At 63.7% G+C, this 16,789-nt stretch carries 13 protein-coding genes; 10 read left to right on the plus strand and 3 right to left on the minus strand.

All coding sequences use genetic code 11. The annotated features are described in order from the left end of the window. On the minus strand, nt 1–1,355 hold a 1,355-nt coding region (locus tag E8F20_RS10400; RefSeq protein WP_280283649.1), incomplete at its 3' end, for an L-serine ammonia-lyase. 421 nt (nt 1,356–1,776) lie between these two features. Here E8F20_RS10400 and choX point away from each other — a divergent pair. The 6 genes from choX to betI (E8F20_RS10430) all read left to right on the plus strand — a co-directional run bounded on the left by choX (nt 1,777) and on the right by betI (E8F20_RS10430) (nt 8,074). Further along, nucleotides 1,777–2,730 carry a choline ABC transporter substrate-binding protein gene (gene choX / locus E8F20_RS10405; RefSeq protein WP_280283651.1) on the plus strand — a complete coding sequence of 318 codons (954 nt, stop codon included), beginning with the start codon at nt 1,777–1,779 and terminating at the stop codon, nt 2,728–2,730. Nucleotides 2,731–3,145: 415 nt separating this feature from the next. Then, entirely contained in the window at nt 3,146–4,342 is a 1,197-nt protein-coding gene (locus E8F20_RS10410) for a glycine betaine/L-proline ABC transporter ATP-binding protein (protein ID WP_028629609.1), read from the plus strand. 2 nt (nt 4,343–4,344) lie between these two features. Then, a complete protein-coding gene (locus E8F20_RS10415; RefSeq protein ID WP_028629608.1) occupies nt 4,345–5,232 on the plus strand; it encodes a proline/glycine betaine ABC transporter permease in 888 nt (295 codons plus the stop codon). A 35-nt stretch (nt 5,233–5,267) separates the two neighbouring features. Next, a complete protein-coding gene (locus E8F20_RS10420; RefSeq protein WP_280283652.1) occupies nt 5,268–6,212 on the plus strand; it encodes a choline ABC transporter substrate-binding protein in 945 nt (314 codons plus the stop codon). Between the two features lie 149 nt (nt 6,213–6,361). After that, nucleotides 6,362–7,219, plus strand: a complete 858-nt coding sequence (locus E8F20_RS10425) for a glycine betaine ABC transporter substrate-binding protein (protein WP_280283653.1) — start codon at nt 6,362–6,364, stop codon at nt 7,217–7,219. A 261-nt stretch (nt 7,220–7,480) separates the two neighbouring features. Further along, on the plus strand, nt 7,481–8,074 hold the full coding sequence (gene betI, locus E8F20_RS10430) for a transcriptional regulator BetI (protein ID WP_280283654.1): 594 nt from the start codon (nt 7,481–7,483) through the stop codon (nt 8,072–8,074). 182 nt (nt 8,075–8,256) lie between these two features. Here the strand turns inward: betI (E8F20_RS10430) and E8F20_RS10435 are convergent, their stop codons facing one another. Continuing rightward, on the minus strand, nt 8,257–9,801 hold the full coding sequence (locus E8F20_RS10435) for a BCCT family transporter (protein WP_280283718.1): 1,545 nt from the start codon (nt 9,799–9,801) through the stop codon (nt 8,257–8,259). Between the two features lie 287 nt (nt 9,802–10,088). Here E8F20_RS10435 and betI (E8F20_RS10440) point away from each other — a divergent pair, with 287 nt between their 5' ends. From betI (E8F20_RS10440) to betA, 3 genes are all read left to right on the plus strand, one after another. After that, complete coding sequence (gene betI / locus E8F20_RS10440) at nt 10,089–10,682, plus strand: transcriptional regulator BetI (protein WP_280283655.1); 594 nt, start codon at nt 10,089–10,091, stop codon at nt 10,680–10,682. Between the two features lie 47 nt (nt 10,683–10,729). Next, the gene (gene betB / locus E8F20_RS10445) at nt 10,730–12,202 is read left to right on the plus strand and encodes a betaine-aldehyde dehydrogenase (protein ID WP_280283656.1); all 1,473 of its coding nucleotides are present in this window, start codon (nt 10,730–10,732) and stop codon (nt 12,200–12,202) included. 153 nt (nt 12,203–12,355) lie between these two features. Next, nucleotides 12,356–14,044 (plus strand): choline dehydrogenase, encoded by a 1,689-nt coding sequence (gene betA / locus E8F20_RS10450; protein WP_280283657.1) that lies wholly within the window; start codon nt 12,356–12,358, stop codon nt 14,042–14,044. Nucleotides 14,045–14,165: 121 nt separating this feature from the next. On the opposite strand, the gene torT is transcribed toward betA, so the two are convergent. Next, nucleotides 14,166–15,197, minus strand: a complete 1,032-nt coding sequence (gene torT, locus E8F20_RS10455) for a TMAO reductase system periplasmic protein TorT (RefSeq protein ID WP_280283658.1) — start codon at nt 15,195–15,197, stop codon at nt 14,166–14,168. Nucleotides 15,198–15,343: 146 nt separating this feature from the next. Here torT and mdtD point away from each other — a divergent pair, with 146 nt between their 5' ends. Beyond that, the gene (gene mdtD / locus E8F20_RS10460; RefSeq protein WP_280283659.1) at nt 15,344–16,759 is read left to right on the plus strand and encodes a multidrug transporter subunit MdtD; all 1,416 of its coding nucleotides are present in this window, start codon (nt 15,344–15,346) and stop codon (nt 16,757–16,759) included. The last annotated feature ends 30 nt before the right edge of the window (nt 16,760–16,789 follow it).

Raw genomic sequence — 16,789 nt, forward strand, 5'->3', positions numbered from 1 at the left:
GCCAGACCGCCGCGGGAGGTTTCCTTGTACTTGTCGTGCATGTCGGCGCCGGTGTCGCGCATGGTGCGGATCACCCGGTCCAGCGAGATGAAGTGCTCGCCGTCGCCGCGCAGTGCCATCTGCGCCGCGTTGATCGCCTTCACCGCAGCAATCGCGTTGCGCTCGATGCACGGCACCTGCACCAGCCCGCCCACCGGGTCGCAGGTCAGCCCCAGGTTGTGCTCCAGACCGATCTCCGCCGCGTTCTCCAGCTGCGCCGGCGTCGCTCCCAGCACTTCCGCCAGGCCCGCCGCCGCCATCGCGCACGCCGAACCGACTTCACCCTGGCAACCGACTTCGGCACCGGAGATCGAGGCGTTCTTCTTGCACAGGATGCCGACGGCCGCCGCCCCGAGGAAGAAGTTCACCACGTCGTCTTCGCTGGCCTCGGGGTTGAAGCGCATGTAGTAGTGCAGCACCGCCGGGATGATCCCCGCCGCACCGTTGGTAGGCGCGGTGACCATGCGCCCGCCGGCGGCGTTTTCCTCGTTCACCGCCAGGGCGTAGAGGTTCACCCATTCCATCGCGCTCATGGTCGAGCCGATGACGTTGGGCTTGCCCAGCTCCTGCAGGCTGCGGTGCAGCTTGGCGGCGCGCCGGCGCACGTTCAGCCCGCCGGGCAGGATGCCTTCGTGGCCGAGGCCGTTGGTCACGCATTCCTGCATGGCGTCCCAGAGCTTCAGCAGCCCGGCGCGAATCTCCGCTTCGCTGCGCCAGGCCTTTTCGTTGGCCAGCATCAGTTCGGCAATGCGCAGGTTGTGCCGCTGGCACAGCTCCAGCAGTTCTTCGGCGCTGGAGAAGTCGTAGGGCAGTTCGGTGTGGTCCTGGTCCAGTTGCCCAGACTTGGCCTGGGCTTCGTCGACCACGAAACCGCCACCGATGGAGTAGTAGGTGTCGCGGTGCAGTTCACCGCCTTCGCCTTCGACGATCAGGGTCATGGCGTTGGGATGGTAGGGCAGGTTCTCGTCCAGCAGCAGCAGGTCGCGCGACCAGTCGAAGACCACCGGGTGGCTGCCGTCCAGCAGCAGTTCGCGGGACGCCTGCAGCGCTTCGATGCGCGGGGCGATCTGCTTGGGGTCGACGCGGTCCGGCCATTCGCCCATCAGCCCCACCAGGGTGGCGCGGTCGGTGCCGTGGCCAACGCCGGTGGCCGACAGCGAGCCATACAGGCGCACCTCGACCCGTCGCACCTGCTCCAGCAGGCCGCGCTCGCGCAGCGCCGTGGCGAACAGCGCCGCCGCCCGCATCGGGCCCACGGTGTGCGAGCTGGAAGGGCCGATACCGATCTTGAACAGGTCGAACACGCTGATAGCCACGGGGGACAACTCCGGTAGGGATCACTCTTGGCGCCATGATCGGCATTTCATCGAAGCGGCGACTTCCCACACCGACTTGCTCGTATCCAAACACGTCGTGGCGGCACACCGGATCGACCTGGACACTGTGGGGGGGGGGCGAATTCATTCGCTAAGGGCAATGCAGTTGCCCCTGAACCTATGCAGGGCAGACCTTCGGCCGGCTTGGCGAATGAATTCGCCCCCACAAAAGAGCGCCCCAACAGTGGCTGTTGCCTTGCATTAGCCGCGACAGATAAGTTCTGAGTGCGACCGGGGCGGTAGTCAGGCGATGTGTCTGGCACGCATCATCCGGGCGCCCGGGGGCGGGGGCCTGCAGCAGTCCGACAGCCACGCGAGTCCGGAGAACGACAATAAATCCTGCTGTGGACGGACCCCTTCCATGACTCGACCCACCACTTCCCTGCTGGCGGCGACGCTGCTGGCCGCTTCCCTCTTCAACACCCAAACGAGCCTTGCCGCCGACCCGGAACGCTGCTCCACCGTGCATTTCGCCGACGTCGGCTGGAGCGACATCACGGTCACCACCGCCGTCACCCGCCATGTGCTGAGCGAGCTCGGCTACATCACCAAGGTCAAGCGTCTGTCGGTACCCGACACTTACAAGGCCCTGGGCGACGGCAAGATCGACGTATTCCTTGGCAACTGGATGCCAAGCATGGAAAACGACGTCCGACCCTACCTGGAAAAAGGCACGGTGGAGAACCTCGGCGCCAACCTCACCGGTGCCAAGTACACCCTGGCGGTGAACCAGGCGGCCTGGGACGGCGGCGTGCAGAGCTTTGCCGACCTGGCGAAGTTCAAGCAGCAGTTGGGTGCGAAGATCTACGGCATCGAACCCGGTAATGACGGCAACAAGCTGATCGACAAGATGATCAAGGGGAACGCGTTCAACCTTGGCGACTTCAAATTGGTGGAGTCGAGCGAAAACGGCATGCTGTCCCAGGTCAAGCGCGCCGAACACCTCAGTCAGTGGGCGGTATTCCTCGGCTGGGAACCGCACCCGATGAACAACCAGTTGAAGATGCATTACCTCGCCGGTGGCGACGACTGGTTCGGCCCGGATTATGGCGGCGCCACGGTCTACACGAACGTTCGCAAGGGGCTCACGCAGGAATGTCCGAACCTCGGGCAGTTGCTGAAGAACCTGAAATTCAGCCTGGCCATGGAGAACCACCTGATGGAGGCCATACTCAACCAGAGCACCAACCGCAGGCGTGAAGCCAAGGCCTGGCTGCGAGCCAATCCCGACACCCTGGCCGCCTGGCTGCAGGGCGTCACCGCGCGCGACGGCGGCCCGCTCCCGGTTGCCCTCGTCCAGGCCAAAGCACCGTGAAGCGGCGCATTCAGCGATATCCATAGGCCATGTCGTCGCGCAACATATGAACGTCGTAAACCGACAATTGCCAAGGCCTCAAGGCTTTATCGTTGAGTCACCCGATTTCGTCGCTGTCGGTTCCCGTGGATCGACAGACCGCGAGCACTCCGCTCCGGACCGAAGAACACAAGCGGCGGCCTCCCCCGAATAGAGGTCGGCCTAATAAGAAATTTCGGAAGTACGCGCACCTCGGACCAAGGTGCTGAACCCGCCCAGGGAATGGGTTTCGTAACACTGCCAGAGGGCTGTCAGGTTCTCGAAACATTGTTATCCACACAGGCAAGGCAGTCGGCATCACCAGGCTGAGCGTCGTTGAGCGCCGGTTCTGGCTCCATGTAACTGACCTGGATGTCTACTGAAGGGGAAATATCCCATGCAGTCTGGAAAGATCGTGGTTCAAAACCTCTACAAGGTTTTCGGGCAACAACCACAAGAAGCAATCGATTTACTCAAGCAAGGTTGGAGCAAGGAGAAGATCCTGGCTGAGCGCGGCGCCGTAATCGGTGTCAGCGACGTGTCTTTCAGCGTCAACGAAGGCGAGATCTTCGTGCTGATGGGCCTGTCGGGATCGGGCAAGTCAACCCTGATCCGTCTTATCAACCGCCTGATCGAACCCACTGCCGGCGATGTGTTCATCGACGGCCAGAACGTCGCCAAGCTGCCCAAGTCGCAATTGATCGACCTGCGCCGCCGTGACATGAGCATGGTCTTTCAGTCTTTCGCCCTGATGCCTTCGCGCTGCGTGCTGGACAACGCTGCCTTCGGCCTGGAAGTGGCGGGCAAGAGCAAGAAAGAGCGCGAAAAGCGCGCGATGGAGGTGCTGGAGCAGGTTGGCCTGGCCAGCTTCGCCCACAAGTATCCCCATGAGCTGTCTGGCGGGATGCAACAGCGCGTCGGCCTGGCCCGCGCCTTGGCGGTCGACCCTTCCATGATCATCATGGACGAGGCCTTCTCCGCACTCGACCCGCTCAAGCGCCGCGAAATGCAGGACGTGCTGCTGGACCTGCAGAAGAAACACAGCCGCACCATCATCTTCGTATCCCACGATATCGAAGAGGCCATGCGCATCGGTTCGCGCATCGGCATCATGGAAGGCGGCAAGCTGATCCAGGTGGGCACGCCCCAGGAGATCATCGAGAACCCCGCCAACGACTACGTGCGCAACTTCTTCAACACGGTCGATACCAGCCGCTACCTCACCGCCGGCCAGCTCAAGTCCGACAGCGTTCCGCTGTTCGTGCACAACGGTAAGGCGCCCGACGCCCAGACCGTGTGCCAGAAGCTGCAGTCCATGGACAAGCACTACGCCTTCATCGTCGACGAGAAGAACAACTTCCGCGGCTCCATCAGTCTCGAGAAGATCGCCCTGCTGGTTGAAGGCGGTCGCACTCTGGACCTTGAGCAGAACCTGCTCAAGCACATCGATCCGGTGCCGGAAGACCTGCCGCTCGACAGCGTCATCCAGCGCCTGGTGATCAATGAAGGGCCGATCCCGGTGGTCGACCAAAGTGGCCGCTACTGCGGCGCGATCAGCAAAGGCCGCCTGCTGAGCCGCCTGCGGGGAGAATGACGATGAGCGAAAAACTGGATCTTGGCAGTTGGGTGAATGACGTCGTTCAGCACCTGCTCGAAAACTACAGCGGCGCCTTCGAAAGCGTCGGCAATGTGGTCAGCGGCTTTTCCGAGCTGATCGAACGTCTCCTGATGTGGCCACCGGCGTGGGTGCTGATTGCGATCTTCGTCGCCCTCGGCTTCTGGCGCATCGGTGCCAAGTTCGCCGGCTTCACCGCGGTCTCGCTGATCCTGATCGTGATGACGGGCTTCTGGGAACAGACCGTGGTCACCCTCGGCCTGACGTTCTCCTCAACCCTGATCAGTCTGCTACTCGGCATCCCGCTGGGCATCTGGGCGGCCAGGAGCGAGCGCGTCGCGGTGGTCATCCGCCCGATTCTCGACTTCATGCAGACCATGCCGGCGTTCGTTTACCTGATCCCGGCGGCCATGCTCTTCGGCCTCGGCCGCGTACCCGGCATCATCGCCACGGTGATTTTCGCCATGCCGCCGGCCGTGCGCCTGACCGCGCTCGGCATCCGCCAGGTGAACAAGGAAATCGTCGAAGCCGGTCAATCCTTCGGCTGCACCAGTTGGCAACTGCTATACAAAGTGCAGCTGCCGAATGCCATGCCGTCGATCATGGCCGGGGTCAACCAGACGATCATGATGGCGCTGTCCATGGTGATTATCGCGTCGATGGTCGGCGCAGGCGGTCTGGGTAACGACGTGCTCGCCAGTATCCAGCGTCTGGACATTGGCCTGGGCTTCGAAAGCGGCATGGCCGTGGTACTGCTGGCGATCATTCTCGACCGCATCACCGAAAGTTTCGGGACTCGTCAAACCGCGACTCGTGGCAAGCCCTTCGGCTGGCTGAGCGCCAAGTTGCAACGGCAGCAAGCGCAATAACGCACGCTTCATCTTTCAATGTCAGGGAGTCGCTAATGAAAAGAATGAAAAAAGTCGCTGCACTGGGCCTGCTGGCCTGCGCACTGTCCCAGGGTGCCTGGGCCCAGGAGCCGGAGAGCTGCAAGCAGGTCCGTTTTGCCGAAATCGGCTGGGCCGACATCGCCGCCACCACGGGCGTGGCCATGGTGCTGACCGAGGGACTGGGCTACACCCCGCGCAAGATCATGGCCTCGGTGCCCATCGCCTTCACCGGCGTGAAAAACAAGCAGATCGACGTTTTCCTCGGTTACTGGGCACCCTCGATGGACGCGGTGATCGAGCCCTTCACCAAGGACAACGGCGTGAAGGTGCTGCCGACGCCGAACCTGGAAGGCGCCAAGTACACCCTGGCGGTGCCGACCTACGCGGCTGATGCCGGCCTGAAGAGCTTCCAGGACATCGCCAAGTTCAAGGACCAGCTGGGCGGCAAGATCTACGGCATCGAGCCGGGCAACGACGGCAACCTGCTGATCGACAAGATGATCAAGGGTAACCAGTTCGATCTGGGTGAGTTCCGCATGGTCGAGTCTTCCGAGGCCGGCATGCTGGTCCAGGTGCAACGTGCCGTGAAGAAGAAGGAACCGGTGGTGTTCCTGGGCTGGGCCCCGCACCCGATGAATACCCAGTTCGACATCACCTACCTGGCCGGTGGCGATGACGTGTTCGGCCCGGACTACGGCGCTGCCAAGGTCTACACCGTGGTACCGCCGGACTACGAACAGCGCTGCGCCAACGTCGGCAAACTGCTGAACAACCTGCAGTTCAGCGTCGAGATCGAAAGCCAGTTGATGGAGAAGATCCTGGAGAAGGAAGACCCGGTGAAAGTCGCCACTGGCTGGCTCAAGGCCAACCCGGCCGCGCTGGACAAGTGGCTGGCTGGCGTTACCACCTATGACGGCCAGGACGGCGCCGCTGCCGTGAAGAAACACATCGGCCTGTAATCCCCTGGGCTCCCCGCGAGCCCGTTTCCTTGCAATTCGCCAAACGCGGCCCGGCAACGGGCTGCGCGGGGCACTGTCGCGAAACCCGCCTCAGAACGGGCCATCGACCACGTAGTTGGCTGCCAATCCCACCTGATGGAGCAATACGTATGCGCAAGTTGAAATCCCTTTGTCTGAAAACCCTCGGCGTCGCCACCCTTGCCCTCGGCATGGGTATGGCCAACGCCGCTGACAAACCAACCCTGAAAATCGGCTTCGTGAACGGTTGGGACGACAGTGTCGCCGCCAGCTACGTCGCGGGCGAAATCCTCAAGGATAAACTCGGCTATGGCGTCGAGTTGAAGCCTGTAGAGCCCGCCATCATGTGGCAGGGCGTGGCCCGCGGTGACCTGGACGCCACCCTCTCCGCCTGGCTGCCCGCCACCCACGGCGAGTACTACGAGAAACTGAAGGACAAGGTCGTGGTGCTGGGCTCCAACTACAAAGGCGCCAAGATCGGCCTGATCGTCCCTGACTACGTCCAAGCCAAGTCCATCGAAGACCTGAACACCTACAAGGCTGATTTCGACGGCAAGATCACCGGTATCGACGCGGGCGCCGGCGTAATGCGCCGCACCGAAGACGCCATCAAGCAGTACAACCTGGACATCAAGCTGATGCCCAGCTCCGGCCCGGCCATGGCCACCGCCCTGACCCGCGCCGAGAAAGCCCAGAAACCGATCGTGGTCACCGGCTGGATTCCGCACTGGATGTTCGCCAAGTGGAAGCTGCGCTTCCTGGAAGACCCGAAAAAGGTCTATGGCGATGACGAGCACGTCGACACCGTGGTCAATCCTGGCCTGGAAGCCAAGGCCGCCGACGCCACCGCCTTCCTGAAGAAGTTCTCCTGGAGCGGCGAGGAAGTGGGTGCGGTGATGCTGGCCATCCGCGAAGGTGCCAAGCCGGAAGCGGCCGCCAAGGACTGGATCGCCAAGAACCCGGAGCGCGTGGAGGAATGGTTGAAGTAAGCCGTTCACGCGTCACCCGAACCCCCGCCGGCCGCCGCCTGCGGGGGGTCTGCTTTTATTGTGGGGGCGAATTCATTGGCTATGCAGACCATAGACCTGACCTGGGAGGTTGCAAGCGGGCAGCTGCGCCGCCCTTAGCGATTGAAATCGCCCCCACAACAATCTTCCCGCCTCCCGATCAACCCCCTCGATTGATCGATCAATCCCATTCCCCCTAGACTGCGCGCTCCCGAATCCCGCACAAACTGGTGGAATTACCTGATGCCCAAGATCGGAATGCAGCCGATCCGCCGCTCGCAGTTGATCCAGGCGACCCTCGAAGCCGTCGACCAGGTCGGCCTGGGCGATGCCAGCATTGCCTACATCGCCCGTATCGCAGGCGTGTCCAACGGCATCATCAGCCACTACTTCCAGGACAAGAACGGCCTGCTGGAAGCCACCATGCGCCACCTGATGAGTGCTCTCAGCAGCGGCGTGCGTCAGCGCCGCGCCGCCCTGCGCGAAGACACTCCACGCGCGCACCTGCGGGCCATCGTCGCCGGCAACTTCGACGACAGCCAGGTCAGCGGCCCGGCCATGAAGACCTGGCTGGCCTTCTGGGCCGCCAGCATGCACCAGCCGTCCCTGCGTCGGCTGCAGCGCATCAACGACCACCGGCTCTACTCCAACCTCTGCTGCGAACTGCGCCGTACCCTGCCCCTGGACCAGGCCCGTTCCGCGGCCCGTGGCCTGGCGGCATTGATCGACGGCCTGTGGCTGCGCGGCGCCCTGTCGGGTGATGGCTTCAACGTCGAGCAAGCGCTGCACATCGCCTACGACTACCTGGATCAGCAGTTGGCGAAAGCCGAGGCCTGAAACTGATCCACACCTGTGGGGGCGAATTCATTCGCTATGGGCAGCGCAGCTGACCCTTGGTATCCCGCATGGCAGCCCTACGGGCTGCTTAGCGACTGAAGTCGCCCCCACAATAGGCATATCCCTGACACAAAAAAGCCCGGTCCAGAGACCGGGCTTTTTCATTTCAGGCTGACGGGCTGTCAGGCCGCCTCGCCTTGCAACTGGACGACTTTCGAGTGCTTCGGCGCGTGCTCCAGCGCTGCCACATCCGCCTTCATCTGCTTGAGCAAGGCGAACATGTAGAGCAGCAGCACCACCGAGAACGGCAGGCCGGCCAGCACCACCACCGTCTGCATGGCGGTGAAGTTGCCGGCGAACAGCAGGCCGATGGTGGCCAGTGTCACGACCACCGACCAGAAGATACGCAGCCAGTTGGGTGCATCTTCGTCCAGGTCGCCTTCCTCGCGGGACAGGTTGGCCAGCATCACCGAACCGGAGTCGGCCGGCGTGAGGAAGAGCACGAACCCAACGCAGATCGACAGACCGATCACGGCCTTGGCCCAGGGGTAATGCTCCAGCAGCAGGTAGATGGACATGGCCGGCTGCTCCAGCGCCGCCTTGCTGAGGTCCGCCGCGTTCTGGTTCATCACCAGATCGATGGCGCTGTTACCAAACACCGACAACCAGGCCAGGGTGAAGCCCAGCGGGATCAGCAGCACGCCGCTGACCAGCTCGCGCACGGTACGACCGCGGGAAATACGGGCCACGAACATGCCCACGAAGGGCGCCCAGGAAATCCACCAGGCCCAGTAGAACAGGGTCCACAGGCCCATCCACTCTTCGCTCTTGCCGGACTGGCCGGTGTAGACATAGAGGTCGAAGGTCTTCAGCACCAGGCCATTGAGGTAATCACCCAGGTTCTGCACGAAGCCGTTGAGCAGGTGCAGCGTCTCGCCAGCCAGCAGCACGAACACCAGCAGGCCACTGAACAGGATGATGTTGAGGTTGGACAGGCGGCGAATACCTTTCTCGATCCCGGACACCGCAGCCAGAGTGGCCACCGCGCTCATCACCAGGATCACCGCCAGCAAGGCGCCCTGGCTGTGGGGCAGACCGAACAGGTATTCCAGACCAGAAGAGACCTGCAGCGACCCGATACCAAGGTTGGTCACCAGGCCCAGCAGGGTCACGAAGATGCCGAAGCAGTCCACCGCGTTACCCACGGAGCCCTTCATCAGGCGCTCGCCGAACAGCGGATAGAGCGCCGAACGCAGCGCCAGCGGCTTGTTGTGACGGTAGGCGAAATAGCCCACGGCCAGGCCCACCAGCGCGTAGATGGCCCAGCCATGCACGCCCCAATGGAGGAAAGTGAGCTGCAGTGCCTGGCGCGCGGCGGACTGGCTGCCGGGCTCGCCTTCCGGCGGATTGTAGAGGTGATCGATGGGCTCGGACGCCGCGAAATAGAGCAGCGAGATGCCGATGCCCGAGGAGAACAGCATGCCGGCCCAGGCGCCGTAGCTGAAGTCAGGGCGGCTGTCATCAGGCCCCAGGCGCAAGTGGCCGTATCGGGAGAAAGCGACATAGAGGACGAAGAACAGATACGCGCCGATGGCCAGCATGTAGTACCAGCCGAAGCTGCGCGACAGCCAGGCCTGGGCCTTGCCGAGCACGCTGCCGGCGCTCTCGGGGAACGCAATCAAGGCAACCGTGAGAAGCAGAATGAGCGCGGTGGATCCGAAGAACACGACCGGATTCAGGCGCACCTTCCCATGGTTTGTTGTTGTAGGAGCTTTACTCATTTGGAAATTCCAGGGCAGTGAAAGCAGGCGCCTCATGGACGCAACGACAGACCCGCGCCAGCGGCCGGCGACGGGTGGCATCCGCCGGCCGAAGGCCTGAAATCGGGTGCGGCGAACTGCCGCATCCCGTTCCATGGTGCGCAGCTTATTCTTTGTTGTTTGAACGTTCAATAAAAATAAAGTAGGCTGGATTTCAACCCGCCCGGAATGGTTCCGGAAGAGGAGGAAACCCCATGCCAAAAGTCGGAATGCAGCCCCTGCGGCGCACCCAACTGATCCACGCCACACTCGAGGCGGTGGACCAGGTCGGCATGGGCGACGCCAGCATTTCCTACATCGCGAAGCTGGCCGGGGTTTCCAACGGCATCATCAGCCACTACTTCCAGGACAAGAACGGACTGCTGGAAGCCACCATGCGCTTCCTCATGAGCGACCTGCAGGACGCGGTGCGCAAGCGCCGCGAGACCCTGCGCGACGACAGTGCGCGTGGCTACATACGCTCCATCATCGACGGCAACTTCGACGACTCCCAGGTCAACGGCCCGGCCATGAAGACCTGGCTGGCGTTCTGGGCCAGCAGCATGCACCAGCCGTCCCTGCGCCGTTTGCAGCGCATCAACGACCTGCGCCTCTACTCGAATCTCTGCTGTCAGTTCCGCCGCGAACTCGACGTGCCTAGCGCCCGCACTGCCGCCCGCGGCCTGGCCGCCCTGATTGATGGCCTGTGGCTGCGCGGCGCCCTGTCCGGCGAAGCTTTCGATACCGCGCAAGCCCGCCGGCTCGCCTACGAATTCCTTGATCAACAACTGGCCAAGCAAGCGGCTTGAGCCGCCCTGCAGCCTTGCGAACACAAGACCTAGAGAGGACAACCACCATGGCCCGATTCGAAGAACAGAAGCTCTACATTGGCGGCCGCTACGTCGACTCCACCAGCGGCGCCACCTTCGAGACCGTGAACCCGGCCAATGGTGAAGTCCTGGCCAAAGTCCAGCGCGCCGGCAAGGAAGACGTCGAGCGTGCCGTCGCCAGCGCCATCGAAGGCCAGAAGGTCTGGGCCGCGATGACCGCCATGCAGCGTTCGCGCATCCTGCGCCGCGCCGTCGACATCCTGCGTGAACGCAACGACGAGCTGGCCGAACTGGAAACCCTGGACACCGGCAAGCCGCTGGCCGAAACCCGCGCCGTGGACATCGTCACCGGTGCCGACGTGATCGAGTACTACGCTGGCCTGATCCCCGCCATCGAAGGCGAGCAGATCCCGCTGCGCGAAACCAGCTTCGTCTACACCCGTCGCGAGCCCCTTGGCGTGGTGGCCGGCATCGGCGCCTGGAACTACCCGGTACAGATCGCCATGTGGAAATCCGCCCCGGCCCTGGCCGCCGGCAACGCCATGATCTTCAAGCCCAGCGAAGTCACCCCCCTGACCGCGCTGAAACTGGCCGAGATCTACACCGCGGCCGGCGTACCGGACGGCGTGTTCAACGTGCTCACCGGCAGCGGCCGCGAAGTCGGCCAGTGGCTGACCGAGCACCCGCAGATCGAGAAGATCTCCTTCACCGGCGGCACCTCCACCGGCAAGAAGGTCATGGCCAGCGCCTCCAGTTCTTCGCTGAAGGAAGTGACCATGGAACTGGGCGGCAAGTCGCCGCTGATCATTTTCGAGGATGCCGACCTCGACCGCGCGGCCGACATCGCCGTGATGGCCAACTTCTTCAGCTCCGGCCAGGTCTGCACCAATGGCACCCGCGTCTTCGTACCGCGCGCCCTGCAGGCCCGCTTCGAAGCCAAGGTGGTCGAGCGCGTGAAGCGCATCCGCCTGGGCAACCCGGAAGACGCCAACACCAACTTCGGCCCGCTGACCAGCTTCGCTCACATGGAGAGCGTGCTCGGTTACATCGAGGCCGGCCGCAAGGAAGGCGCGCGCCTGCTGATCGGCGGCGAGCGCGTCACCGAGGGTGAATTCGCCAAGGGCGCCTACGTGTCCGCAACCGTGTTCAGCGACTGCACCGACGACATGACCATCGTCCGCGAGGAAATCTTCGGCCCGGTGATGAGCATCCTGGTCTACGACACCGAGGAAGAAGTCATCCGCCGCGCCAACGACACCGACTACGGCCTGGCCGCCGGCGTCGTCACCCGCGACCTGGCCCGTGCCCACCGCGTGATCCACAAGCTGGAAGCCGGTATCTGCTGGATCAACACCTGGGGCGAGTCCCCCGCCGAAATGCCGGTGGGCGGCTACAAGCAGTCCGGCGTCGGCCGTGAAAACGGCCTGACCACCCTGGCCCATTACACCCGCATCAAGTCCGTGCAGGTCGAGATGGGCGACTACTACTCGGTGTTCTGACCAACGCGTCCTCGAGAGGAAACCGGGGGCGCATGGGCGCTCCCGGATTGCCTCCGGACCACGACGCAACACCACCCCGGTAGCCCGGATGCAATCCGGGAACGAAGTTTGCCGCGCCCCGGAGTCATCCGGGTTATCTAGCAGGTAAGTCACATGTCCCAAGAATTCGATTACATCATCGTCGGCGCCGGATCTGCCGGTAACGTGCTGGCCACCCGCCTGACCGAAGACCCGGATGTCAGCGTCCTGTTGCTGGAAGCCGGCGGTCCGGACTATCGCCTGGATTTCCGTACCCAGATGCCCGCCGCCCTTGCCTACCCGCTACAAGGCCGCCGCTACAACTGGGCCTACGAGACCGATCCGGAGCCCTACATGAACAACCGCCGCATGGAGTGCGGCCGTGGCAAGGGCATCGGTGGCTCCTCGCTGATCAACGGCATGTGCTACATCCGCGGCAACGCCCTGGACTTCGACAGCTGGGCCAAGGCCCCGGGCCTGGAAGACTGGAGTTACCTGGACTGCCTGCCTTACTTCCGCAAGGCGGAAACCCGCGACATCGGCCCCAACGACTTCCACGGCGGTGACGGCCCGGTTAGCGTAACTACACCCAAGACCGGTAATAACCCGCTGTTCCATGCCATGGTCGAGGCCGGCGTGCAGGCCGGTTACCCACGTACCGACGACCTCAACGGCTACCAGCAGGAAGGCTTCGGCCCCATGGACCGCACCGTGACCCCGGAAGGCCGTCGTGCCGCCACCGGTCGCGGTTACCTGGACCAGGCGCGCAATCGCCCCAACCTGACCATCGTCACCCACGCCCTGTCCGATCGCATCCTGTTCAGTGGCAAGCGCGCAATCGGCGTCGCCTACCTGAAAGGCAACAGCGACAACCGGATCACCGTGCATGCTCGCCGCGAAGTGCTGGTTTGCAGCGGCGCCATCGCCTCGCCGCAATTGCTGCAACGCTCCGGCGTCGGCCCGGCGGCCCTGCTGCGCGACCTCGATGTGCCGGTGGTGCATGATCTGCCGGGTGTAGGCGCCAACCTCCAGGACCACCTGGAGCTCTACCTGCAGTACGCCTGCAAGGAGCCCGTGTCGCTGTTCCCCGCCCTGCAATGGTGGAACCAGCCTGCCATCGGTGCCGAATGGCTGTTCCTCGGCACTGGCCTCGGCGCGAGCAACCAGTTTGAAGCCGGCGGTTTCATCCGCACCCGCTCCGAATTCGAGTGGCCGAACATCCAGTTCCACTTCCTGCCGGTGGCAATCAACTACAACGGCAGCAACGCCGTGAAGGAACACGGCTTCCAGGCTCACATGGGTTCGATGCGCTCGCCGAGCCGTGGCCGTATCCACCTGAAGTCCAAGGACCCGCGCCAGCATCCGAGCATCCTGTTCAACTACATGTCCCATGAACAGGACTGGCAGGAGTTCCGCGACGGTATCCGCATCACCCGCGAGATCATGGGGCAGCCTGCGCTGGACCCGTACCGCGGCCGCGAGCTGAGCCCGGGCGCGAACCAGCAGAGCGACGCCGAGCTGGACGAGTTCATCCGCACCCACGCCGAAACGGCCTTCCACCCTTCCTGCTCTTGCAAGATGGGCACCGATGACATGGCGGTAGTTGACGGCCAGGGCCGCGTGCACGGCATGGAAGGCCTGCGAGTGGTGGACGCCTCGATCATGCCGGAGATCATCACCGGCAACCTCAACGCGACCACCATCATGATCGCCGAGAAGATCGCCGACCGGATCCGTGGCCGCAAACCGCTGCCGCGCAGCACCACCAGCTACTACGTTGCTGGTGACAAGCCAGTGCGTGGCCAGCCGACGCGCAAGCTGTAAGGCAAACGCCTGAACGAAAAAGGCCCCTGGCGCGATGCGTCAGGGGCCTTTTCGTTGTTGCGGGTGAACATCTCCATAGGGACGAAATCAGTCGCCCCTACAACAAGAAAAACCTGTGCGCCTAATCCGGCAGCTCTTGCCGGATCATCCAGTGCCCACTGGGCGGCATCAGGTGGCTGATGTCGAAATGCTTGAGGTTCTCCTTGTCGATCACCTCGATTCGCGGGCTGACCCGTTTCGGCGACGGTTTGCCCTCCAGCACACGCACGGCCAGATCTACCGCAACCCGTGCCTGAATCACCGGCGAATCCGTGGGCGAAGCCAGGACTGTGCCATCGGCAATCGCCTCCAGCACCCGCTCGGTGGCATAGAGCGAGACGACCTTGGCCTTGTAACGACCGCCGCCGGCACGCACCAGGTGACCCGCAAAGGCAGCGGCCTCGGCATTGCCAAGGATGTAGTCGAGCTCCGGCTCGCGGGCGAGCAACTGGCGCACCAGCACTGCCTGGGTAGAGCGGTCGACCGGACCGTAACCGGCCGATATCAGGGTCACGGTACTGTCCGCCCCCAGTTTCGCCAGCCCGCGCTCGGCGTCCGCCACCCAACCGGCGTCCTGAGGCCCCGGCAGCCAGCCCACACGCACGGGTCGCCCCTTACTGTGTTCGCGGATATAGGCCATGGCCGCTCTGGCCATGTCAGCGAAATCCACCTGGGACTGGGCGGTGATGCCAGGGCAGTCGATGCCGTTGACCAGGTCGATCACCGGCACCTTGTCGCGGTGCAGCAGGGCGATCTCGTCGCACAGCCCCTTGGCGCTGATGGCTCCGATCACATAGGCATCGGCCGCCAACTGAATGCAGCGGGTCAGTTGGGCGCGCTGCATGTCCTCATACTGGTAACCGCCCGCTTCGTAGATGCCCAGCCGCACGCCCTGGCGCTGCGCTTCCTCGTCCATGCCCCAGGCCACGCCCCACCAGTAGCGGTCCATGCCGTGGGGCAACAGCGCACAGACGCGCCAGGGCTTGCTTGCCCCGCTCAGCGGACGGTAGCTCGCTTCGCGGCCATCCATCTCAACCTGCAACGGAAACCACTCCGCAGCAGCGCAGGATGCAGCGCTCAGCCAGCTCAGCAGCAAGACACAGGGGGTCCGCATCGGAAGAGTCCTTCCATGGCAAGGGTAGGGAGGTTTGGATAGTGGCAAGCCTAGCAGGCGGACACCACCATGCCTTGGTCTACATCGGCTGGAAACGGCATCGGCTGGCGCCTAAAGTGCGCAGGGTCGACCACGCAAGGATCATCATGGCCGAGCCCACCTCCCTCGATGCCCGTACCGCGCGACTGCTACCCTGGCTGGTGGCCGTGGCGTTCTTCATGCAGGCGCTGGACGGCACCATCCTCAACACCGCCCTGCCGGCCATGGCCCGCGACCTGGCCGAAGACCCGCTGCGCATGCAGTCGGTGATCATCGCCTACATGCTCACCGTAGCGTTGCTGATCCCTGCCTCGGGCTGGGTCGCCGACCGCTTCGGCACGCGGCGGATCTTCTTCGGCGCCATCCTGCTGTTCAGCCTTGGCTCGCTGTTCTGTGCCCTGTCCTCCACCCTTCCGCAATTGGTCGGCGCGCGAGTGGTGCAGGGACTCGGTGGTGCGCTGATGATGCCTGTGGGACGGCTGGTGGTGCTGCGCGCCTATCCGCGTTCGGAGCTGGTGCGGATCATGAGCTTCATCACACTGCCAGGCCTGCTAGGCCCACTGATCGGCCCGACCCTGGGCGGCTGGCTGGTGGAATACGCCAGTTGGCACTGGATCTTCCTGATCAATCTTCCGGTGGGTCTGATCGGCGGTCTCGCCGCCTGGCGCTTCATGCCGGACTTGCGCGGCAGCGGGCCGGTGCGGCTGGACCTGTTCGGCTTCCTGCTGTTCGGCGCCGCCATGGTACTGATCACCATCGCCCTCGAAGGCCTGGGCGAGTTGCACCTGCCCCATGTGCGGGTGATGCTCCTGCTACTCGGCGGCATGGCCTGCCTGGCCGCTTACTGGCTGCACGCCGTACAGACGGAGCAGCCGCTGTTCGCGCCTTCGCTTTTCCGTACCCGTACCTTCGCCGCCGGCATCCTCGGCAACCTCTTCTCGCGCCTGGGCAGCGGCGCCCTGCCCTTCCTCACGCCCTTGCTGCTGCAGGTGGCCCTGGGTTATCCACCGGCCCAGGCGGGCATGACCATGATCCCCCTTGCGCTCTCGGCGATGCTCGCCAAGCCCCTGGCCAAGCCCCTATTGGACCGCCTCGGCTACCGCCGTCTGCTGCTCGGCAACACGGTTCTGCTGGGCGGGATGATCGCCAGCCTGTCACTGATCGACGCCGAAACGCCCTACCCGCTGCTGCTCCTGCACCTGGGCGCCCTGGGTGCAGTCAACTCCATGCAATTCACCGCGATGAACACGGTCACCCTGCTGGACCTCGACGATCACCAGGCCAGCAGCGGCAACAGCCTGCTGTCGGTGGTGATGCAACTGTCCATGAGCCTAGGTGTAGCGGTGGCGGCGGCGCTACTCGGCGGCTTCGGCAAACCCGATGCGTCCAGCGTGCTGGCTGCCTTCCAGGCCACCTACCTGTGCGTCGGCGTGCTGACCCTGCTGGCTGCGGGGATCTTCTTCCAGTTGCCACGGGAAAGCGGCCGCGCCGTGCGCCGGGTAGACCGCGAACTCGACGAGTGACAGGGGTGACGCACGCGGGCCTGCTAAACT

Source organism: Pseudomonas sp. BN415 (assembly GCF_029871195.1).
GTDB lineage: Bacteria > Pseudomonadota > Gammaproteobacteria > Pseudomonadales > Pseudomonadaceae > Metapseudomonas > Metapseudomonas resinovorans.

What these genes read in the sequence shown, in the direction of transcription:
- E8F20_RS10425 (WP_280283653.1), top strand. Translation starts at nt 6,362, where the DNA reads ATGCGCAAGTTGAAATCCCTTTGTCTGAAAACCCTCGGCGTCGCCACC.
- E8F20_RS10415 (WP_028629608.1), top strand. Translation starts at nt 4,345, where the DNA reads ATGAGCGAAAAACTGGATCTTGGCAGTTGGGTGAATGACGTCGTTCAG.
- betB (WP_280283656.1), top strand. Translation starts at nt 10,730, where the DNA reads ATGGCCCGATTCGAAGAACAGAAGCTCTACATTGGCGGCCGCTACGTC.
- betA (WP_280283657.1), top strand. Translation starts at nt 12,356, where the DNA reads ATGTCCCAAGAATTCGATTACATCATCGTCGGCGCCGGATCTGCCGGT.
- mdtD (WP_280283659.1), top strand. Translation starts at nt 15,344, where the DNA reads ATGGCCGAGCCCACCTCCCTCGATGCCCGTACCGCGCGACTGCTACCC.
- betI (WP_280283655.1), top strand. Translation starts at nt 10,089, where the DNA reads ATGCCAAAAGTCGGAATGCAGCCCCTGCGGCGCACCCAACTGATCCAC.
- E8F20_RS10410 (WP_028629609.1), top strand. Translation starts at nt 3,146, where the DNA reads ATGCAGTCTGGAAAGATCGTGGTTCAAAACCTCTACAAGGTTTTCGGG.
- torT (WP_280283658.1), bottom strand. Translation starts at nt 15,197, where the DNA reads ATGCGGACCCCCTGTGTCTTGCTGCTGAGCTGGCTGAGCGCTGCATCC.
- choX (WP_280283651.1), top strand. Translation starts at nt 1,777, where the DNA reads ATGACTCGACCCACCACTTCCCTGCTGGCGGCGACGCTGCTGGCCGCT.
- E8F20_RS10420 (WP_280283652.1), top strand. Translation starts at nt 5,268, where the DNA reads ATGAAAAGAATGAAAAAAGTCGCTGCACTGGGCCTGCTGGCCTGCGCA.
- betI (WP_280283654.1), top strand. Translation starts at nt 7,481, where the DNA reads ATGCCCAAGATCGGAATGCAGCCGATCCGCCGCTCGCAGTTGATCCAG.